We start from the raw sequence: 15,145 nt of genomic DNA, 5'->3' as shown, positions 1-15,145 counted from the left end.
GAGAAATCCCCATGTTGCATATCTTCTGTCCTCACTGCGGCGAACTGCGCTCCGAAGAGGAATTCCACGCATCCGGTCAGGCGCACATTCCGCGTCCGCTCGATCCAGGCACCTGCACTGATGAGGAGTGGGGCGACTACATGTTTTTCCGCGACAACCCGCGCGGTCTGCACCACGAGCTGTGGGATCACGTCGCCGGTTGCCGTCAGTACTTCAACGTCACCCGCGACACCGTGACCTACGAGATTCTCGAAACCTACAAGATCGGCACCAAGCCGCAATTCACCGACAAGGCTGATACGGCGAAAACAGCCACGACGGCGCTGGGAGAGAAGGTATGAGCCAGACCAATCGCCTGTCCAACGGTGGACGGATCGACCGCAACAAAGTGCTGAGCTTCACCTTCAACGGCCAGAGCTACAAAGGCTTCGAGGGTGACTCGCTGGCCGCCGCGCTGATCGCCAACGGCGTCGACATCATTGGCCGCAGCTTCAAGTATTCGCGTCCTCGCGGGATCTTCGCCGCCGGTGCCGAAGAGCCGAACGCGGTGCTGCAGATCGGTGCCACCGAAGCCACGCAAATCCCCAACGTGCGCGCTACGCAACAGGCGCTGTATCAAGGTTTGGTCGCGACCAGCACCAACGGCTGGCCGAGCGTCAACAACGACATGATGGGCATTCTCGGCAAAGTCGGCGGCAAGCTGATGCCGCCGGGTTTCTACTACAAAACCTTCATGTACCCGCAATCGTTCTGGATGACCTACGAGAAGTACATTCGCAAGGCTGCCGGCCTGGGTCGTTCGCCGACCGAAGTCGATCCGGACACCTACGACTACATGAACCAGCACTGCGACGTGCTGATCGTCGGCGCTGGCCCGGCCGGTCTCACCGCTGCACTGGCCGCTGCGCGCAGCGGTGCCCGGGTGATTCTGGCGGACGAGCAGGAAGAGTTCGGCGGCAGCCTGCTCGACTCCCGTGAAAGCCTCGACGGCAAACCGGCGATGGAATGGGTCGCCAGCGTCATCACCGAATTGAAGAACACCCCGGACGTGCTGCTGTTGCCGCGCGCCACGGTCAACGGTTACCACGACCACAACTTCCTGACCATTCACGAACGCCTTACCGATCACCTCGGTGACCGCGCGCCGATCGGTCAGGTGCGTCAGCGTATCCACCGTGTTCGCGCCAAGCGTGTCGTGCTGGCGACCGGTGCTTGCGAGCGTCCGCTGGTTTACGGCAACAACGATGTGCCGGGCAACATGCTTGCCGGTGCGGTGTCGACTTACGTGCGTCGCTACGGCGTGGCGCCGGGCAAGAAACTGGTGCTGTCGACCAACAACGATCACGCTTATCGCGTTGCTCTGGATTGGCTCGACGCCAGTCTGCAAGTGGTCGCCATCGCCGATGCGCGCAGCAATCCGCGTGGTGCACTGGTGGAAGAAGCCCGCGCCAAAGGCATTCGCATCCTCACTGGCAGCGCCGTGATCGAGGCCCGTGGCAGCAAGCGCGTCACCGCTGCCCGCGTTGCCGCGATCGATGTCAAAGCCCATTCGGTGACCAGCCCTGGCGAATGGCTCGACTGCGACGTGGTTGCCAGTTCCGGTGGTTACAGCCCGGTGGTTCACTTGGCTTCGCACCTCGGCGGCAAGCCGACCTGGCGTGAAGACATCCTCGGTTTCGTACCGGGCGAAGCACCGCAGAAACGCGTGTGCGTCGGTGGCATCAACGGTGTTTACGGTCTCGGCGATTCGCTCGCTGACGGTTTTGAAGGCGGCGTGCGTGCTGCCGCTGAAGCCGGTTTCCAGACAGTCGAAGGCGTGCTGCCAAAGGCTCTGAGCCGTCACGAAGAGCCGACGTTGGCGCTGTTCCAGGTGCCGCATGAAAAGAACACCGCACGGGCGCCGAAGCAATTCGTCGACCTGCAAAACGACGTGACCGCTGCTGCCATTGAGCTGGCAACTCGTGAAGGTTTCGAGTCGGTCGAGCACGTCAAACGCTACACCGCGCTGGGCTTCGGCACCGATCAGGGCAAGCTCGGTAACGTCAACGGTCTGGCCATTGCCGCCCGTTCGCTGAACGTGACCATCCCGCAGATGGGCACCACGATGTTCCGCCCGAACTACACGCCGGTGACTTTCGGCGCCGTGGCCGGTCGTCACTGTGGGCACATCTTCGAGCCGGTGCGTCACACTGCGCTGCACGCCTGGCATGTGAAGAACGGCGCCGAGTTTGAAGACGTCGGTCAGTGGAAGCGTCCATGGTACTTCCCGAAAAACGGCGAAGACCTGCATGCCGCCGTTAAGCGCGAATGCAAAGCCGTGCGCGACAGCGTCGGCCTGCTCGATGCCTCGACCCTCGGCAAGATCGACATTCAAGGCCCGGATGCCCGCGAGTTCCTCAACCGCGTGTACACCAACGCCTGGACCAAACTCGACGTGGGCAAGGCGCGCTACGGTTTGATGTGCAAAGAAGACGGCATGGTCTTCGACGACGGTGTCACGGCGTGCCTGGCCGACAACCATTTCGTCATGACCACCACCACCGGCGGCGCCGCTCGCGTATTGCAATGGCTGGAGTTGTACCACCAGACCGAATGGCCGGACATGAAGGTCTACTTCACCTCCGTCACCGACCACTGGGCGACCATGACCCTGTCCGGGCCGAACAGCCGCAAGCTGCTCAGCGCCGTGACTGACATTGACCTGAGCAACGAAGCCTTCCCGTTCATGACCTGGAAAGAAGGTCTGGTCGGCGGGGTGCCGGCGCGGGTGTTCCGTATCTCGTTTACCGGTGAGCTGTCGTACGAAGTCAACGTGCAGGCCGACTACGCGATGGGCGTGCTGGAGAAAATCGTCGAGGCCGGCAAGCAATACAACCTGACACCGTACGGCACGGAAACCATGCACGTGCTGCGTGCCGAGAAGGGTTTCATCATTGTCGGTCAGGACACTGACGGCTCGATGACCCCGGACGACTTGAACATGGGCTGGTGTGTGGGTCGCACCAAACCGTTCTCGTGGATCGGCCAGCGTGGGATGAACCGTGAAGACTGCGTGAAAGATCAGCGTAAGCAGTTGGTGGGCTTGAAGCCAATCGATCCGAATGTCTGGCTGCCGGAGGGCGCACAACTGGTGTTCAACACCAAGCAGACGATTCCGATGACCATGGTCGGCCACGTGACCTCCAGCTACGCGCACAACTCCCTCGGTTATTCGTTTGCCATGGGTGTGGTCAAGGGCGGTCTGAAGCGTCTCGGTGAGCGGGTGTTTGCACCGCTGGCCGATGGCAGCGTGATCGAGGCGGAAATCGTTTCTTCGGTGTTCTTCGATCCGAAGGGTGATCGCCAGAACATCTGACAGCTTCGGGCCCTGTGGGGTGGCTGATGTCGCCTTCGCGAGCAAGCTCGCTCCCACAGGTTTCGGGTTGTTAATGGAATTTGTGTCAGGCATCAGTCCAGTGTGGGAGCGAGCTTGCTCGCGAAGGCGGCAGTACAGCCACTACAGGGACCGGAACCAACAGAATTGATAAAGGTGCTTTATGACCACAGCCAATGTTTACCAACAACGCCCGACCACCGGGGCCAAGGCCGAGTCGTCGCTGCACCATGCCGACCTCGCCAGCCTGGTCGGCAAGGGCCGCAAGAACGCCGGCGTGATCGTGCGGGAAAAGAAACTCCTCGGCCACCTGACCATTCGTGGTGATGGCCACGATGCAGCCTTCGCCGCTGGCGTGCACAAAGCCCTGGGCATCGAACTGCCCGGCGCTCTGAGCGTCATTGTCAAAGGCGAAACCAGCCTGCAATGGATGGGCCCGGACGAGTGGTTGCTGATCGTGCCGAGCGGTGAAGAATTCGCCGCTGAACAAAAGCTGCGTGAAGCGCTGGGCGATCTGCACATCGCGATCGTCAACGTCAGCGGCGGCCAGCAAGTGCTCGAACTGAGCGGGCCGAACGTGCGTCAGGTGCTGATGAAGTCGACCAGCTACGACGTGCACCCGAATAATTTTCCGGTGGGTAAAGCGGTCGGCACGGTGTTCGCCAAGTCGCAGCTGATGATTCGGCATACGGCTGAGGACACTTGGGAATTGCTGATTCGTCGCAGTTTTTCGGATTACTGGTGGTTGTGGTTGCAGGATGCTTCGGCTGAGTACGGGTTGAGCGTTCAGGCCTGAAAGATCAAAAGCTACCCCCTCACCCCAGCCCTCTCCCCCAGGGGGGAGAGGGGGAAAGGGAGCAGATTTGTGTAGTTTTCGAGCCTGAGTTCGCCGCGATATTTCAGGTCGGCGTAGCTCGAAACAACACCTCGGTCAGTCCCCTCTCCCTCTGGGAGAGGGCTAGGGTGAGGGAAAAACCTGACACCCCGCACAAAGAACAGGAGTCACCGCACCATGAGCCGCGCCCCAGACACATGGATTCTGACCGCCGACTGCCCCAGCGTCCTCGGCACCGTGGACGCGGTCACGCGTTTCCTGTTCGAGCAGGGTTGCTACGTCACCGAGCACCACTCGTTCGATGACCGCCTCTCCGGGCGCTTCTTCATTCGCGTGGAATTCCGCCAGCCCGATGGTTTCGACGAACAATCCTTCCGCGCAGGCCTGGCCGAACGTGGCCAGGCCTTCGGTATGATTTTCGAGCTGACCGCGCCGAATTACCGGCCGAAAGTGGTGATCATGGTTTCCAAGGCCGATCACTGCCTCAACGACTTGCTCTACCGCCAGCGCATCGGCCAGTTGTCGATGGACGTCGCGGCGGTGGTCTCCAATCACCCGGATCTGAAACCGCTGGCCGACTGGCACCAGATTCCCTACTACCATTTCCCCCTCGACCCCAACGACAAGCCGTCGCAGGAGCGTCAGGTGTGGCAGGTGATCGAAGAATCCGGCGCCGAACTGGTGATCCTCGCCCGCTATATGCAGGTGCTGTCGCCGGAGTTGTGCCGCAAGCTGGATGGCAAGGCGATCAACATTCATCACTCGTTGCTGCCGGGCTTCAAGGGCGCCAAGCCGTATCACCAGGCTTACAACAAAGGCGTGAAACTGGTTGGCGCGACGGCGCATTACATCAATAACGACCTCGACGAAGGGCCGATCATTGCCCAAGGCGTCGAGGCGGTGGATCACAGTCATTACCCCGAGGATCTGATTGCCAAGGGGCGCGATATTGAAGGCCTGACGTTAGCCCGTGCTGTTGGATATCACATCGAAAGAAGGGTTTTCCTCAACGCCAATCGCACGGTCGTTCTTTAGATCGCTTTCGCGAGCAAGCTCGCTCCCACATTGGAACGCATACCCCTGTGAGAGCGAGCTTGCTCGCGAAGAGGCCATAACAGGCAACACATAAACAGCATCTGTACCCGAGCACTCAACGCGCTGCCTGCCTGGGCAACGCGGTTCCATAAAAACAACAGCGAGGTGAAAGCATGTCTGGCAATCGTGGTGTGGTGTATCTCGGCGCTGGCAAGGTCGAAGTACAGAAAATCGACTATCCGAAAATGCAGGACCCGCGCGGTCGCAAGATCGAGCACGGGGTCATTCTCAAAGTGGTTTCCACCAACATCTGCGGCTCCGACCAACACATGGTGCGCGGCCGTACCACGGCGCAGACCGGTCTGGTGCTGGGCCACGAGATCACCGGCGAGGTGATCGAAAAAGGCTCCGACGTCGAAAACCTGAAAATCGGTGATCTGGTTTCCGTACCGTTCAACGTGGCTTGCGGGCGCTGCCGTTCCTGCAAGGAGCAACACACCGGCGTCTGCCTGACGGTCAACCCGGCCCGAGCCGGCGGTGCTTACGGTTACGTCGACATGGGCGACTGGACCGGCGGCCAGGCCGAATACGTGCTGGTGCCATACGCCGACTTCAACCTGCTGAAACTGCCGGACCGCGACAAGGCCATGGAGAAAATCCGCGACCTGACCTGCCTCTCCGACATTCTGCCCACCGGTTACCACGGCGCCGTAACAGCGGGCGTTGGCCCGGGCAGCACCGTTTACATCGCCGGCGCTGGCCCGGTCGGTCTGGCCGCTGCTGCTTCCGCACGTCTGCTCGGCGCTGCGGTGGTGATCATCGGCGACGTCAATACCATCCGCCTCGCTCACGCCAAGGCTCAGGGTTTTGAAATCGTCGACCTGTCGAAAGACGCGCCGCTGCACGAACAAATCGCTGCGTTGCTGGGCGAGCCGGAAGTGGATTGCGCAGTGGACTGCGTCGGTTTCGAAGCCCGTGGTCATGGTCACGATGGCGCGAAATCGGAAGCCCCGGCCACCGTGCTCAACTCACTGATGGGCGTGGTGCGTGTTGCCGGCAAGATCGGTATCCCGGGCCTGTACGTCACCGAAGATCCGGGTGCTGTGGACGCCGCCGCGAAAATGGGCAGCCTGAGCATTCGTTTCGGTCTGGGCTGGGCCAAGTCGCACAGCTTCCACACTGGCCAGACGCCAGTGATGAAGTACAACCGCCAACTGATGCAGGCGATCATGTGGGATCGCATCAACATCGCCGAAGTGGTGGGCGTGCAGGTGATCAGTCTCGATCAGGCGCCGGAAGGTTACGGCGAGTTCGATGCGGGCGTGCCGAAGAAGTTTGTGATTGATCCGCATAAGTTGTTTAGTGCGGCGTAAGGCTTAAGCGCGATGCAAAACGGCGACTTCAGGGTCGCCGTTTTTTGTTGCAAGCCCAGGTCAAAAGCTACCCTCACCCCAGCCCTCTCCCGGAGGGAGAGGGGGCCGACCGAGGTGTCTTGCGTCGTACATCGACCTGAAAGATCGAGTCGACTATGGATTCAACGCAAGTCTTTCACGTCGGCGTATTACGTCAATATCCCACGGTCAGTCCCCTCTCCCTCTGGGAGAGGGCTAGGGTGAGGGGCTTTGCTTTACAGCGCCGCCAGCGCCCCTTGATACAGAACCGGCCCAGTCGGCTGCCCAGTCGGCGAACCACCTTTAGGTTCAAGACTCACTGCCAAAGCAATCGGCTTGCCGATCAACACCTTCTGCGCTTCGCTCAACTCAACCTTGCCTTTGCCACCCGCCGGAATCACCCCGAGCGAGATCGGTTTGCCATCCGCCGGAATCGCCCACAGTTCCAGGCTGCGATCCGGCTCGACCGCCGCCAGCGTCAGCGGCTCGACTTGCAGGTAATCCGCATGCGCCTCGACCTTCAGTGCCGGTTGCGCATCGGCGCTCAGCAGGGTGGCGCGGTAGCGGGCGTCGTCGCGGTTGTACAGCGAGCCGAGAAACACCAGCACAGCGATGGAGCAGACCGCAGCGGTGAGTCGTAGCCAGTTCCAGAATGGCCGTTTCTCAGGCACATGCAGTTCTTGCGGTTCGATCCGCGCGGTGATGCCTTGCCAGACGCGGTCGGGCACGGGATGTTCCGGCAGCGCTTGCGTTAAAGCGCTCAGGCTTTCCTGCCATTGCGCCAGTTCAGCCCTTAGTGCAGCGTCATCCAGCAGCAACTGTTCAAAACGCCGACGTGCCGCCGCAGGCATCAGCCCGATCGCGTAATCGGCAGCAAGGGCGCGGCGCAGGGCAGGGGTCTGGTAGTTCATGATTCAAGGCACCGGCGCAGACGTTCCAGGCCACGACGGATCCACGATTTCACCGTTCCCAGCGGCGTGGCCAGGTGTTCGGCGAGTTCCGTGCACGACAATCCCTGGAAGTAGGCCACGGTGATCGACTGGCGCTGCATGCTGTCGAGGGTCTCCAGGCAGCGGTTCAGCGCATGCGCCTCGCGCGCGCTGTTCAGCTGATCATGAGCCGAAGGGCTTTCGTCCGGCAGCGCGTCCTGTTCGAGATCGGTCAATGGTCGGTCGCGGTGCTTGCGCAACTGGTCGATGGCTTGATTGCGCGTGATGTTGATCATCCAGGTCAGCGGTGCCGACAAGTGCGCTTCGTAGCGTGAGGCGTTGTTCCAGATGCGCACGAAGGCTTCCTGCAGCACTTCTTCGGCCAGATCGGCGCGGCCCATAAAGCCCAAAGCCACGCCATGCAGACGCGGGCCGACGCTGCGATAGAGCGTTTCGAAGGCGCGACGATCACCCAGTGAACACTGGGCCAACAGCTGTCGCAGCTGATCGGTGTCGGCGATGGAAATGACGACTCTCCAGGCAAAAGTGAGCGCGCGAGGGCGTGACTCGGACTGTTCAGAGGCTAGTTCAGCGACAGCGGTTATGCCATTCATCGCGAGGGGGTCCGGGATTTCACGTTTTATATACGCAGACCGGATGAAAATGGATGCGCCGCGCCGGAACATGCCGGCGGATGCCCGGTCAAACCGGCAGTTTCACTGCCCGTTCAACGGGTGGTTTTCACAGCGCAAGAGGATGTCTGAATGAAGATTTCACGCGGTATTGCCTTGGCTTCACTGATGACCCTTGCGGCCAGCCCGGTATTCGCCGGTTTCAGTCTGGATGACGTGACCAAGGCGGCTTCGAGCATGCAGGGTGGCAACGCGGCCACCGCCGCCGCACCGACTTCGGAAACCGCCGGTCTGCTGCAAGCCGTCACCGGTCTGGGGGTTACCCCGCAGCAAGCCGTCGGCGGCACCAGCGCCATGCTTGGCCTGGCCAAGAACCAATTGAGCAGCACCGATTATTCGCAGTTGGCCAAGGAAGTACCGGGCATCGATAAGCTGTCGGGCGGTAGCGGTAATCTGGCGGCGTTGAGCGGGTTGCTCGGTCAGTCCGGCAAGTCTGCCGGTCTGGAAAACGCGCTGGGCAACGTCAAGGACACCAATGACCTGAACAACGCTTTCGGTGCGTTGGGCATGGACAGCGGCATGGTCGGCCAGTTTGCCCCGGTGCTGCTCAAGTATCTGGGTGATCAGGGCGTTGGCGGCCCGCTGCTGCAGAGTCTGGGCAGCATCTGGGGCGCCGGCACCGGTAGCTGATTCAGCCGCGCTCGCTGCGCAGTTCGGCGATGCGCTGATCCTTCTCGTTCCAGAGCTGGTTGACCCAGCTCTGGACCTTCTGGCGAAACGCCGGATCATTCTCGTAATCGCCCTGCCACAACGCCGGGTCGAGTTCGCGGGTCTTGATATCGATGATCACGCGCGGCACGTTGCCGCTGATCAAATCCCAGAACCCCGGGATTTTCGCCTGTGGATAAACCACCGTCACATCGAGAATCGCATCCAGTTGTTCACCCATTGCCGCCAAGACAAACGCCACGCCGCCGGCCTTGGGCTTGAGCAAATGGCTGAACGGTGATTGTTGCTCGGCACTTTTCGCGGCGGTGTAGCGCGTGCCTTCCAGATAATTCACCACCGTCACCGGCTGACGCTTGAACAGCTCGCAGGCCTGTCTGGTGATTTCCAGATCCTTGCCCGCCAGTTCCGGATTCTTTGCCAGGAACGCTTTGGTGTAGCGCTTCATGAACGGGTAATCCAGCGCCCACCACGCCAGCCCCAGAAACGGCACCCAGATCAGTTCTTTCTTGAGGAAGAATTTGAAGAACGGCGTGCGGCGGTTGAGGGTCTGGATCAGCGCCGGAATGTCGACCCACGACTGGTGATTGCTGACCACCAGATACGAGGTGTCGCCGCGCAAGTCTTCGCCACCGCGAATGTCCCATTGAGTGGGAATGCACAGGCGGAAAATCAGCTTGTCGATTTCCGCCCAGGTCTCGGCGATCCACATCACCGCCGCCGATGCGTAATCGCGCCAGCGGCCTGGTGCGATCAGTTTGAGCAGGGCAGACACCAGCAATGGCCCGATCAGGATCAGGGTGTTGAGCAACAGCAGCAGGGTAACGAAACAGCCGGTGAGCAGGCGGCGCATAAGCAACTCTTTGCAAACGGATGGGCGCGCCATGATAAGCAGCTTCGCGCGACAGGCCAAATCGGCGGTGACGAATGTTTCACTTTTGAAGCGTTAACCTGATCGTTCCCACGCTCTGCGTGGTAACGCCGCCCGGGACGCTCCGCGTCCCTGTGATGCGGAGCGTCACTGGATGCATGCCCACGCAGAGCGTGGGAACGATCAAGCGCGCAACGGTCTAAAATCCCGTTGCCCAACCTCTCCCAAGGAAGCCCCTTACGTGAAATCCCTCCTTGCACTGTTTGCCCTCGTCGCCCTGCCGGTCATGGCCGCCGAGCCGACCCTGTACGGGCGCTACGAATACATCGCGCTGCCGGAAATCGGCGGTGAAGTGCTCAAGGCCAAGATGGACACCGGTGCGCTGACCGCCTCGCTGTCGGCCAAGGACATCGAGACCTTCACCCGTGATGGCGACGAATGGGTGCGTTTCCGCCTCGCCACCAAGGACGCCAGCAACAAGGTCTACGAACACAAGGTCGCACGCATCAGCAAGATCAAGAGCCGTTCGGATGAAGAGGACGAGGGCGAAAGCACCGAAGTCGCCAAGCGCCCGGTGGTCGATCTGGAGCTGTGCCTGGGCGACGTCAAGCGTACCGTCGAGGTCAACCTGACCGACCGCAGCAACTTCAACTACCCGCTGCTGATTGGTGCCAAGGCCTTGCGCGAATTCGGTGCGGCAGTGAATCCGGCGCGTCGTTTCACGGCCGACAAGCCGGACTGCTAAGTGGTCTCATTGACGTAACGTCAGGCTTGGGGCACCGTTCGCGCACTTAACCCACGGGCTCGGACGCCATGCCTCATATCCTGATTGTCGAAGACGAAGCGGCGATTGCCGACACGCTGATTTTTGCCTTGCAGGGCGAGGGCTTCACCACCACGTGGTTGAGCCTCGGCGTGGCGGCGCTGGAGCATCAGCGGCAGACCCCGGCCGATCTGATCATCCTCGACATCGGCCTGCCGGACATCAGTGGCTTTGAGACCTGCAAACAGCTGCGGCGCTTCAGCGAAGTGCCGGTGCTGTTCCTCAGCGCCCGGGATGCCGAGATTGATCGCGTGGTGGGTCTGGAAATTGGCGCCGACGACTACGTGGTCAAGCCATTCAGCCCGCGTGAAGTCGCGGCGCGGGTCAAGGCCATCCTTAAACGCATGGCGCCGCGTCCGACGATTGAAGCCACTTCGGCGCTGTTTCGTGTCGATCCGGAGCGGATTCAAATCATTTATCGCGGCCAGACCCTGAGCCTGACCCGCCACGAATTCCGCCTGTTGCAATGCCTCCTTGAACAACCCGAGCGAGTGTTCAGCCGCGAGCAATTGCTTGACGCATTGGGTGTCGCCGCTGATGCCGGTTACGAGCGCAGCATCGACAGCCACATCAAAAGCGTGCGCGCCAAGTTGCGTCTGGTGCGCGCCGACGCCGAGCCGATCCAGACCCATCGCGGCCTCGGTTACAGCTACAGCCCGGGGCACAGCTGATGTCACTGGGGCTGCGGATCTTTCTGGTGTACGTGCTGTTTGTCGGCCTGACCGGGTATTTCGTGCTCAACACGGTGATGGAAGAAATCCGTCCCGGCGTGCGTCAGTCCACCGAAGAAACCCTGGTCGATACCGCTAACCTGATGGCGGAAATCCTCCGTGACGATTTCAAGGCTGGCACTCTCAGTGAGAACCGCTGGCCCGAGTTGCTGCGTGCGTATGGCGAGCGCCAGCCGCAAGCGACCATCTGGGGCTTGCCGAAAAATCAGGTCAACCATCGCATCTACGTCACCGACGCCAAGGGCATTGTGGTACTCGATTCCAGTGGCGTGGCCGTGGGGCAGGACTACTCGCGCTGGAACGATGTCTACCTGACCTTGCGCGGTGAATACGGCGCGCGTTCGAGCCGTAGCGACCCGGACGACGCGAGCTCGTCGGTGATGCACGTCGGCGCGCCGATCCGTGACAACGGGCAGATTATCGGCGTGGTCACCGTGGCCAAACCCAACAGCTCTTTACAGCCTTACGTGGATCGCACCGAGCGGCGCTTGCTGTTTTACGGCGCCGGGTTGATCGGCCTCGGTTTGTTGTTCGGTGCGTTGTTGTCTTGGTGGCTGAGCCGCGCGCTGCACCGTCTGACCGGTTATGCCCAAGCGGTGAGCGAGGGCCGGCGGGTGGAAGTGCCGCATTACCGTGGCGGTGAACTGGAACAGCTCGCCACAGCGGTTGAGCAGATGCGCACACAACTGGAAGGCAAGGCCTACGTCGAGCGCTATGTGCACACGCTGACCCATGAACTGAAAAGTCCGCTGGCGGCGATTCGTGGCGCGGCGGAGTTGCTGCAAGGCGACATGCCGCCGGTTCAGCGATTGCGCTTTGTCGGCAACATCGACAGCGAAAGTGCGCGGATGCAGCAGTTGATCGAGCGGTTGCTGAACCTGGCGCAGGTTGAACAACGTCAGGGCCTTGAAGAGCGGGTCGCTGTGCCGCTGGCGGTTTTGGTTGATGAACTGTTGCAAGGGCAGGCGGCGCGGATTGAAGGCAAACAGTTGCGGGTCGAGCAGACGATTGCGCCGGATCTGCTGCTGATTGGCGAACCGTTTTTGCTGCGTCAGGCGTTGGGTAATCTGCTGGAGAATGCGCTGGATTTCACTCCGGTTCAGGGGCTGCTGCGTTTCAGTGCCGAGCGGGTTGGCGAGCAGATCGAATTTCGATTGTTCAATGAAACGGCGCCGATTCCTGACTACGCCTTGCCGCGTCTGACTGAGCGCTTCTACTCGTTGCCGCGTCCGGACAGTGGGCGTAAAAGTACGGGGTTGGGGCTTAACTTCGTTGAAGAAGTGGTCAAGTTGCATGGTGGGGCGATGCAGATTCGCAATGTCGAGAACGGTGTTGAAGTGACATTGCGCTTGCCTTGATTCAGTCAAAGATCGCAGCCTTCGGCAGCTCCTACATAGGGTTGCGTACACCTGTAGGAGCTGCCGAAGGCTGCGATATTTTGATCTTTCCACACAATCTCCATATTCCCCCCACATTCCCCTCATACAGCACCACCAGACTCTGCCCATCCAAACAGGGAGAGTCCCATGAACAAGAATCTGACGATAAAGCTCGGCGCCATTGCCGTGCTGATCCTGCTGTTGCTGATCCCGCTGCTGATGATCGACGGCGTCATCGACGAGCGCCAACAGTTGCGTGACGGCGTGCTTGAAGACATCGCCCGCAGCTCCAGCTACAGCCAGCAACTGAGCGGGCCGGTGATGGTGGTGCCGTATCGCAAGGTGATTCACAACTGGAAAACCAATGACAAGACCAACCAGCGCTACGACGAACCGAGCGAAGAGCGCGGGCGTTTGTACTTCCTGCCGGAGCGTTTCGAGCTCGACGGCCAGGTGCAAACCGAACTGCGTGCGCGGGGCATTTATGAGGCGCGGCTGTTCCACGCCGACAACCGCATCAATGGCCATTTCACATTGCCGGCGCAATTGGGGATCAAGGAAGACTTCAGCGACTACCAGTTCGACGCACCGTTTCTCGCGGTCGGCATCAGCGACATTCGCGGCATCGAAAATGCGCTGAAACTGGAACTCGATGGCCAGCGCCTGGACTTCGTTCCCGGTACTCAAGTGGGTTGGCTTGGTGAGGGTGTGCGAGTGACGTTGCCGCAGCTCGACACCAGCAAAAGCACCGAGTTGAGTTTTGGATTTGACCTGCGCCTGCAAGGCACCGGTTCATTGCAGGTGCTGCCAGTGGGCAAGAGCAGCAGCGTCAGCCTCACGGCCAACTGGCCACACCCGAGTTTCATCGGCAATTTTCTACCGGCCAAGCGTGAGATCAACGATCAGGGTTTCAGCGCGGATTGGCAGACCACGTTTTTCTCCACCAACCTGCAAGACGCCATGAGCCGTTGTGTGAGCGGCAATGATTGCGAGGCGTTCAATGGTCGCAGCTTCGGTGTGAGTTTCATCGACCCGGTGGATCAATATCTGAAGAGTGACCGGGCGATCAAATATGCGTTGTTGTTCATCGTTCTGACGTTCGCCGGTTTCTTCCTGTTCGAAGTACTCAAGAGCCTGGCGGTGCACCCGGTGCAATACGCGCTGGTGGGTGTGGCGCTGGCGTTCTTTTATCTGTTGTTGCTGTCGTTGTCGGAGCACATCGGTTTTGCCCTGGCGTATCTATTGTCGGCCAGCGCTTGTGTGTTGTTGATCGGGTTTTATGTCTGCCATGTGTTGCGCAGTGTGCGCCACGGTTTGAGCTTTTCGGCGGGGCTGGCGGCGTTGTATGGCCTGCTTTACGGGTTGCTGAGCGCTGAGGATTACGCGTTGTTGATGGGCTCGTTGTTGCTGTTCGGTTTGCTCGGTGTGTTCATGGTGCTGACGCGCAAACTGGATTGGTACGGGATCGGGCAGAAACCGGCCAAGCCGCTGGAGTTTGATGTGGGGGCGATGCAATGAGCGGGTTGCGTGAAGATCAGCGGGAGGTAGAGGTTTTGGTGACACTGATTTTTGCAGCGCTGCCATCGGAACCGAGGTGGTTCATTCGCGAGCAAGCTCGCTCCCACAGGATTGGTGTTGGAACAGAGATTTCTGCCATACCCAAAAACAATGTGGGAGCGAGCTTGCTCGCGAAGAGGCCGGTACAGGCGCCGCCGATTTAAGGCTTGGGCATGGTCGCGATCATGGACGGTCGCTGACTCACTTCAAAAAACCAGTTGGCCAGATGCGGGTTGGCGTCACGCCAGCCCAGATCCGGGAAGCGCAAATCGAGATAACCCAACGCACACGCCACGCTGATCGCTGCCACATCGAAATGGCTGGTCAGCTCGGCAATGGCATCCTTTTCCAGTACAGCGAGGGCGCGACGGATCTTGTCGCGCTGCGCTTCGAGCCATTCATCCCAATGCTTTTCCGGAGCACGCAAAACCATTTCATAACGCACCATCACCGATGCATCCATGATCCCGTCGGCCATCGAGGCCAGGGTCAGACGACGCCAGCGGGCCGCGCCTTCGCGCGGGATCAGCGGGTTGCCGACGTGTTGCTGGTCGAGGTATTCGAGAATCACGCGGCTGTCATGGATGACATTGCCATCGGCCAGACGCAGGGCGGGGATCTTGCCCAGCGGGTTGTCGAGATTGAGCTCGGCGCTCGGGCTGACCGGGCTGAGCACGCAGTCTTGCAGGGCGACGCGATCCTGCTGGCCGGTTTCGTACAGCAACACCATCACTTTGCGCACAAACGGGGAGAGCGTGTTGTGGTACAGGGTCATGCTGGGGGCGGACATTGGCAAACCTCGGTGATCATCGAAGAGCAGGTGGTTAGCCTAGCCAGATGCGGCGAGGCTGGCGAGAAATTGA

The 15,145-nt window shown here is 60.4% G+C and carries 14 protein-coding genes; 10 read left to right on the top strand and 4 right to left on the bottom strand.

Going from position 1 to position 15,145, the window contains the following annotated elements:
- Positions 1–11: 11 nt before the first annotated feature.
- The 5 genes from FGA82_RS08165 (at position 12) to fdhA (ending at position 6,616) form a co-directional block, all read left to right on the top strand.
- Positions 12–341 carry a sarcosine oxidase subunit delta gene (locus FGA82_RS08165; protein ID WP_141126692.1) on the top strand — a complete coding sequence of 110 codons (330 nt, stop codon included), beginning with the start codon at positions 12–14 and terminating at the stop codon, positions 339–341.
- Positions 338–3,355: a sarcosine oxidase subunit alpha gene (locus FGA82_RS08160; protein ID WP_141126691.1), complete on the top strand. Its 3,018-nt coding sequence runs from the start codon at positions 338–340 to the stop codon at positions 3,353–3,355. Before FGA82_RS08165 ends, FGA82_RS08160 begins: the two co-directional genes overlap by 4 nt.
- A 181-nt stretch (positions 3,356–3,536) precedes the next feature.
- A complete protein-coding gene (locus FGA82_RS08155; RefSeq protein WP_008086919.1) occupies positions 3,537–4,169 on the top strand; it encodes a sarcosine oxidase subunit gamma in 633 nt (210 codons plus the stop codon).
- Positions 4,170–4,385: 216 nt separating this feature from the next.
- A complete protein-coding gene (purU, locus tag FGA82_RS08150) occupies positions 4,386–5,243 on the top strand; it encodes a formyltetrahydrofolate deformylase (protein WP_008086918.1) in 858 nt (285 codons plus the stop codon).
- Between the two features lie 173 nt (positions 5,244–5,416).
- Complete coding sequence (gene fdhA, locus FGA82_RS08145) at positions 5,417–6,616, top strand: formaldehyde dehydrogenase, glutathione-independent (protein WP_008086916.1); 1,200 nt, start codon at positions 5,417–5,419, stop codon at positions 6,614–6,616.
- Positions 6,617–6,870: 254 nt separating this feature from the next.
- On the opposite strand, the gene FGA82_RS08140 is transcribed toward fdhA, so the two are convergent.
- Positions 6,871–7,545, bottom strand: coding sequence for an anti-sigma factor (locus tag FGA82_RS08140; protein WP_141126690.1), 675 nt, complete (start codon positions 7,543–7,545; stop codon positions 6,871–6,873).
- Entirely contained in the window at positions 7,542–8,177 is a 636-nt protein-coding gene (locus FGA82_RS08135; protein WP_141126689.1) for an RNA polymerase sigma factor, read from the bottom strand. Before FGA82_RS08135 ends, FGA82_RS08140 begins: the two co-directional genes overlap by 4 nt.
- Before the next feature lie 150 nt (positions 8,178–8,327).
- Between FGA82_RS08135 and FGA82_RS08130 the strand changes: the two genes are divergently transcribed.
- Positions 8,328–8,885, top strand: a complete 558-nt coding sequence (locus FGA82_RS08130; protein WP_007909995.1) for a DUF2780 domain-containing protein — start codon at positions 8,328–8,330, stop codon at positions 8,883–8,885.
- A gap of 1 nt (position 8,886) precedes the next feature.
- Here FGA82_RS08130 and FGA82_RS08125 read toward each other — a convergent pair whose 3' ends face one another.
- Positions 8,887–9,774 (bottom strand): acyltransferase, encoded by an 888-nt coding sequence (locus FGA82_RS08125; RefSeq protein WP_141126688.1) that lies wholly within the window; start codon positions 9,772–9,774, stop codon positions 8,887–8,889.
- A gap of 259 nt (positions 9,775–10,033) precedes the next feature.
- Here FGA82_RS08125 and FGA82_RS08120 point away from each other — a divergent pair, with 259 nt between their 5' ends.
- The 4 genes from FGA82_RS08120 to creD all read left to right on the top strand — a co-directional run bounded on the left by FGA82_RS08120 (position 10,034) and on the right by creD (position 14,243).
- Positions 10,034–10,537: an ATP-dependent zinc protease family protein gene (locus tag FGA82_RS08120; RefSeq protein WP_141126687.1), complete on the top strand. Its 504-nt coding sequence runs from the start codon at positions 10,034–10,036 to the stop codon at positions 10,535–10,537.
- A 68-nt stretch (positions 10,538–10,605) separates the two neighbouring features.
- Entirely contained in the window at positions 10,606–11,286 is a 681-nt protein-coding gene (creB, locus tag FGA82_RS08115; protein ID WP_141126686.1) for a two-component system response regulator CreB, read from the top strand.
- On the top strand, positions 11,286–12,704 hold the full coding sequence (gene creC / locus FGA82_RS08110) for a two-component system sensor histidine kinase CreC (protein ID WP_141126685.1): 1,419 nt from the start codon (positions 11,286–11,288) through the stop codon (positions 12,702–12,704). Before creB ends, creC begins: the two co-directional genes overlap by 1 nt.
- Positions 12,705–12,872: 168 nt before the next feature.
- Entirely contained in the window at positions 12,873–14,243 is a 1,371-nt protein-coding gene (creD, locus tag FGA82_RS08105) for a cell envelope integrity protein CreD (RefSeq protein WP_141126684.1), read from the top strand.
- Positions 14,244–14,442: 199 nt separating this feature from the next.
- Here the strand turns inward: creD and FGA82_RS08095 are convergent, their stop codons facing one another.
- Positions 14,443–15,072 (bottom strand): glutathione S-transferase family protein, encoded by a 630-nt coding sequence (locus tag FGA82_RS08095; RefSeq protein ID WP_141126682.1) that lies wholly within the window; start codon positions 15,070–15,072, stop codon positions 14,443–14,445.
- Positions 15,073–15,145 lie beyond the last annotated feature (73 nt).

This window comes from Pseudomonas fluorescens (assembly GCF_005938625.1).
Classification (GTDB): Bacteria; Pseudomonadota; Gammaproteobacteria; order Pseudomonadales; family Pseudomonadaceae; genus Aquipseudomonas; species Aquipseudomonas fluorescens_BD.
The sequence above is the reverse complement of the archived record's forward strand: the minus strand, read 5'-3'. Positions and strand labels throughout refer to the sequence as shown.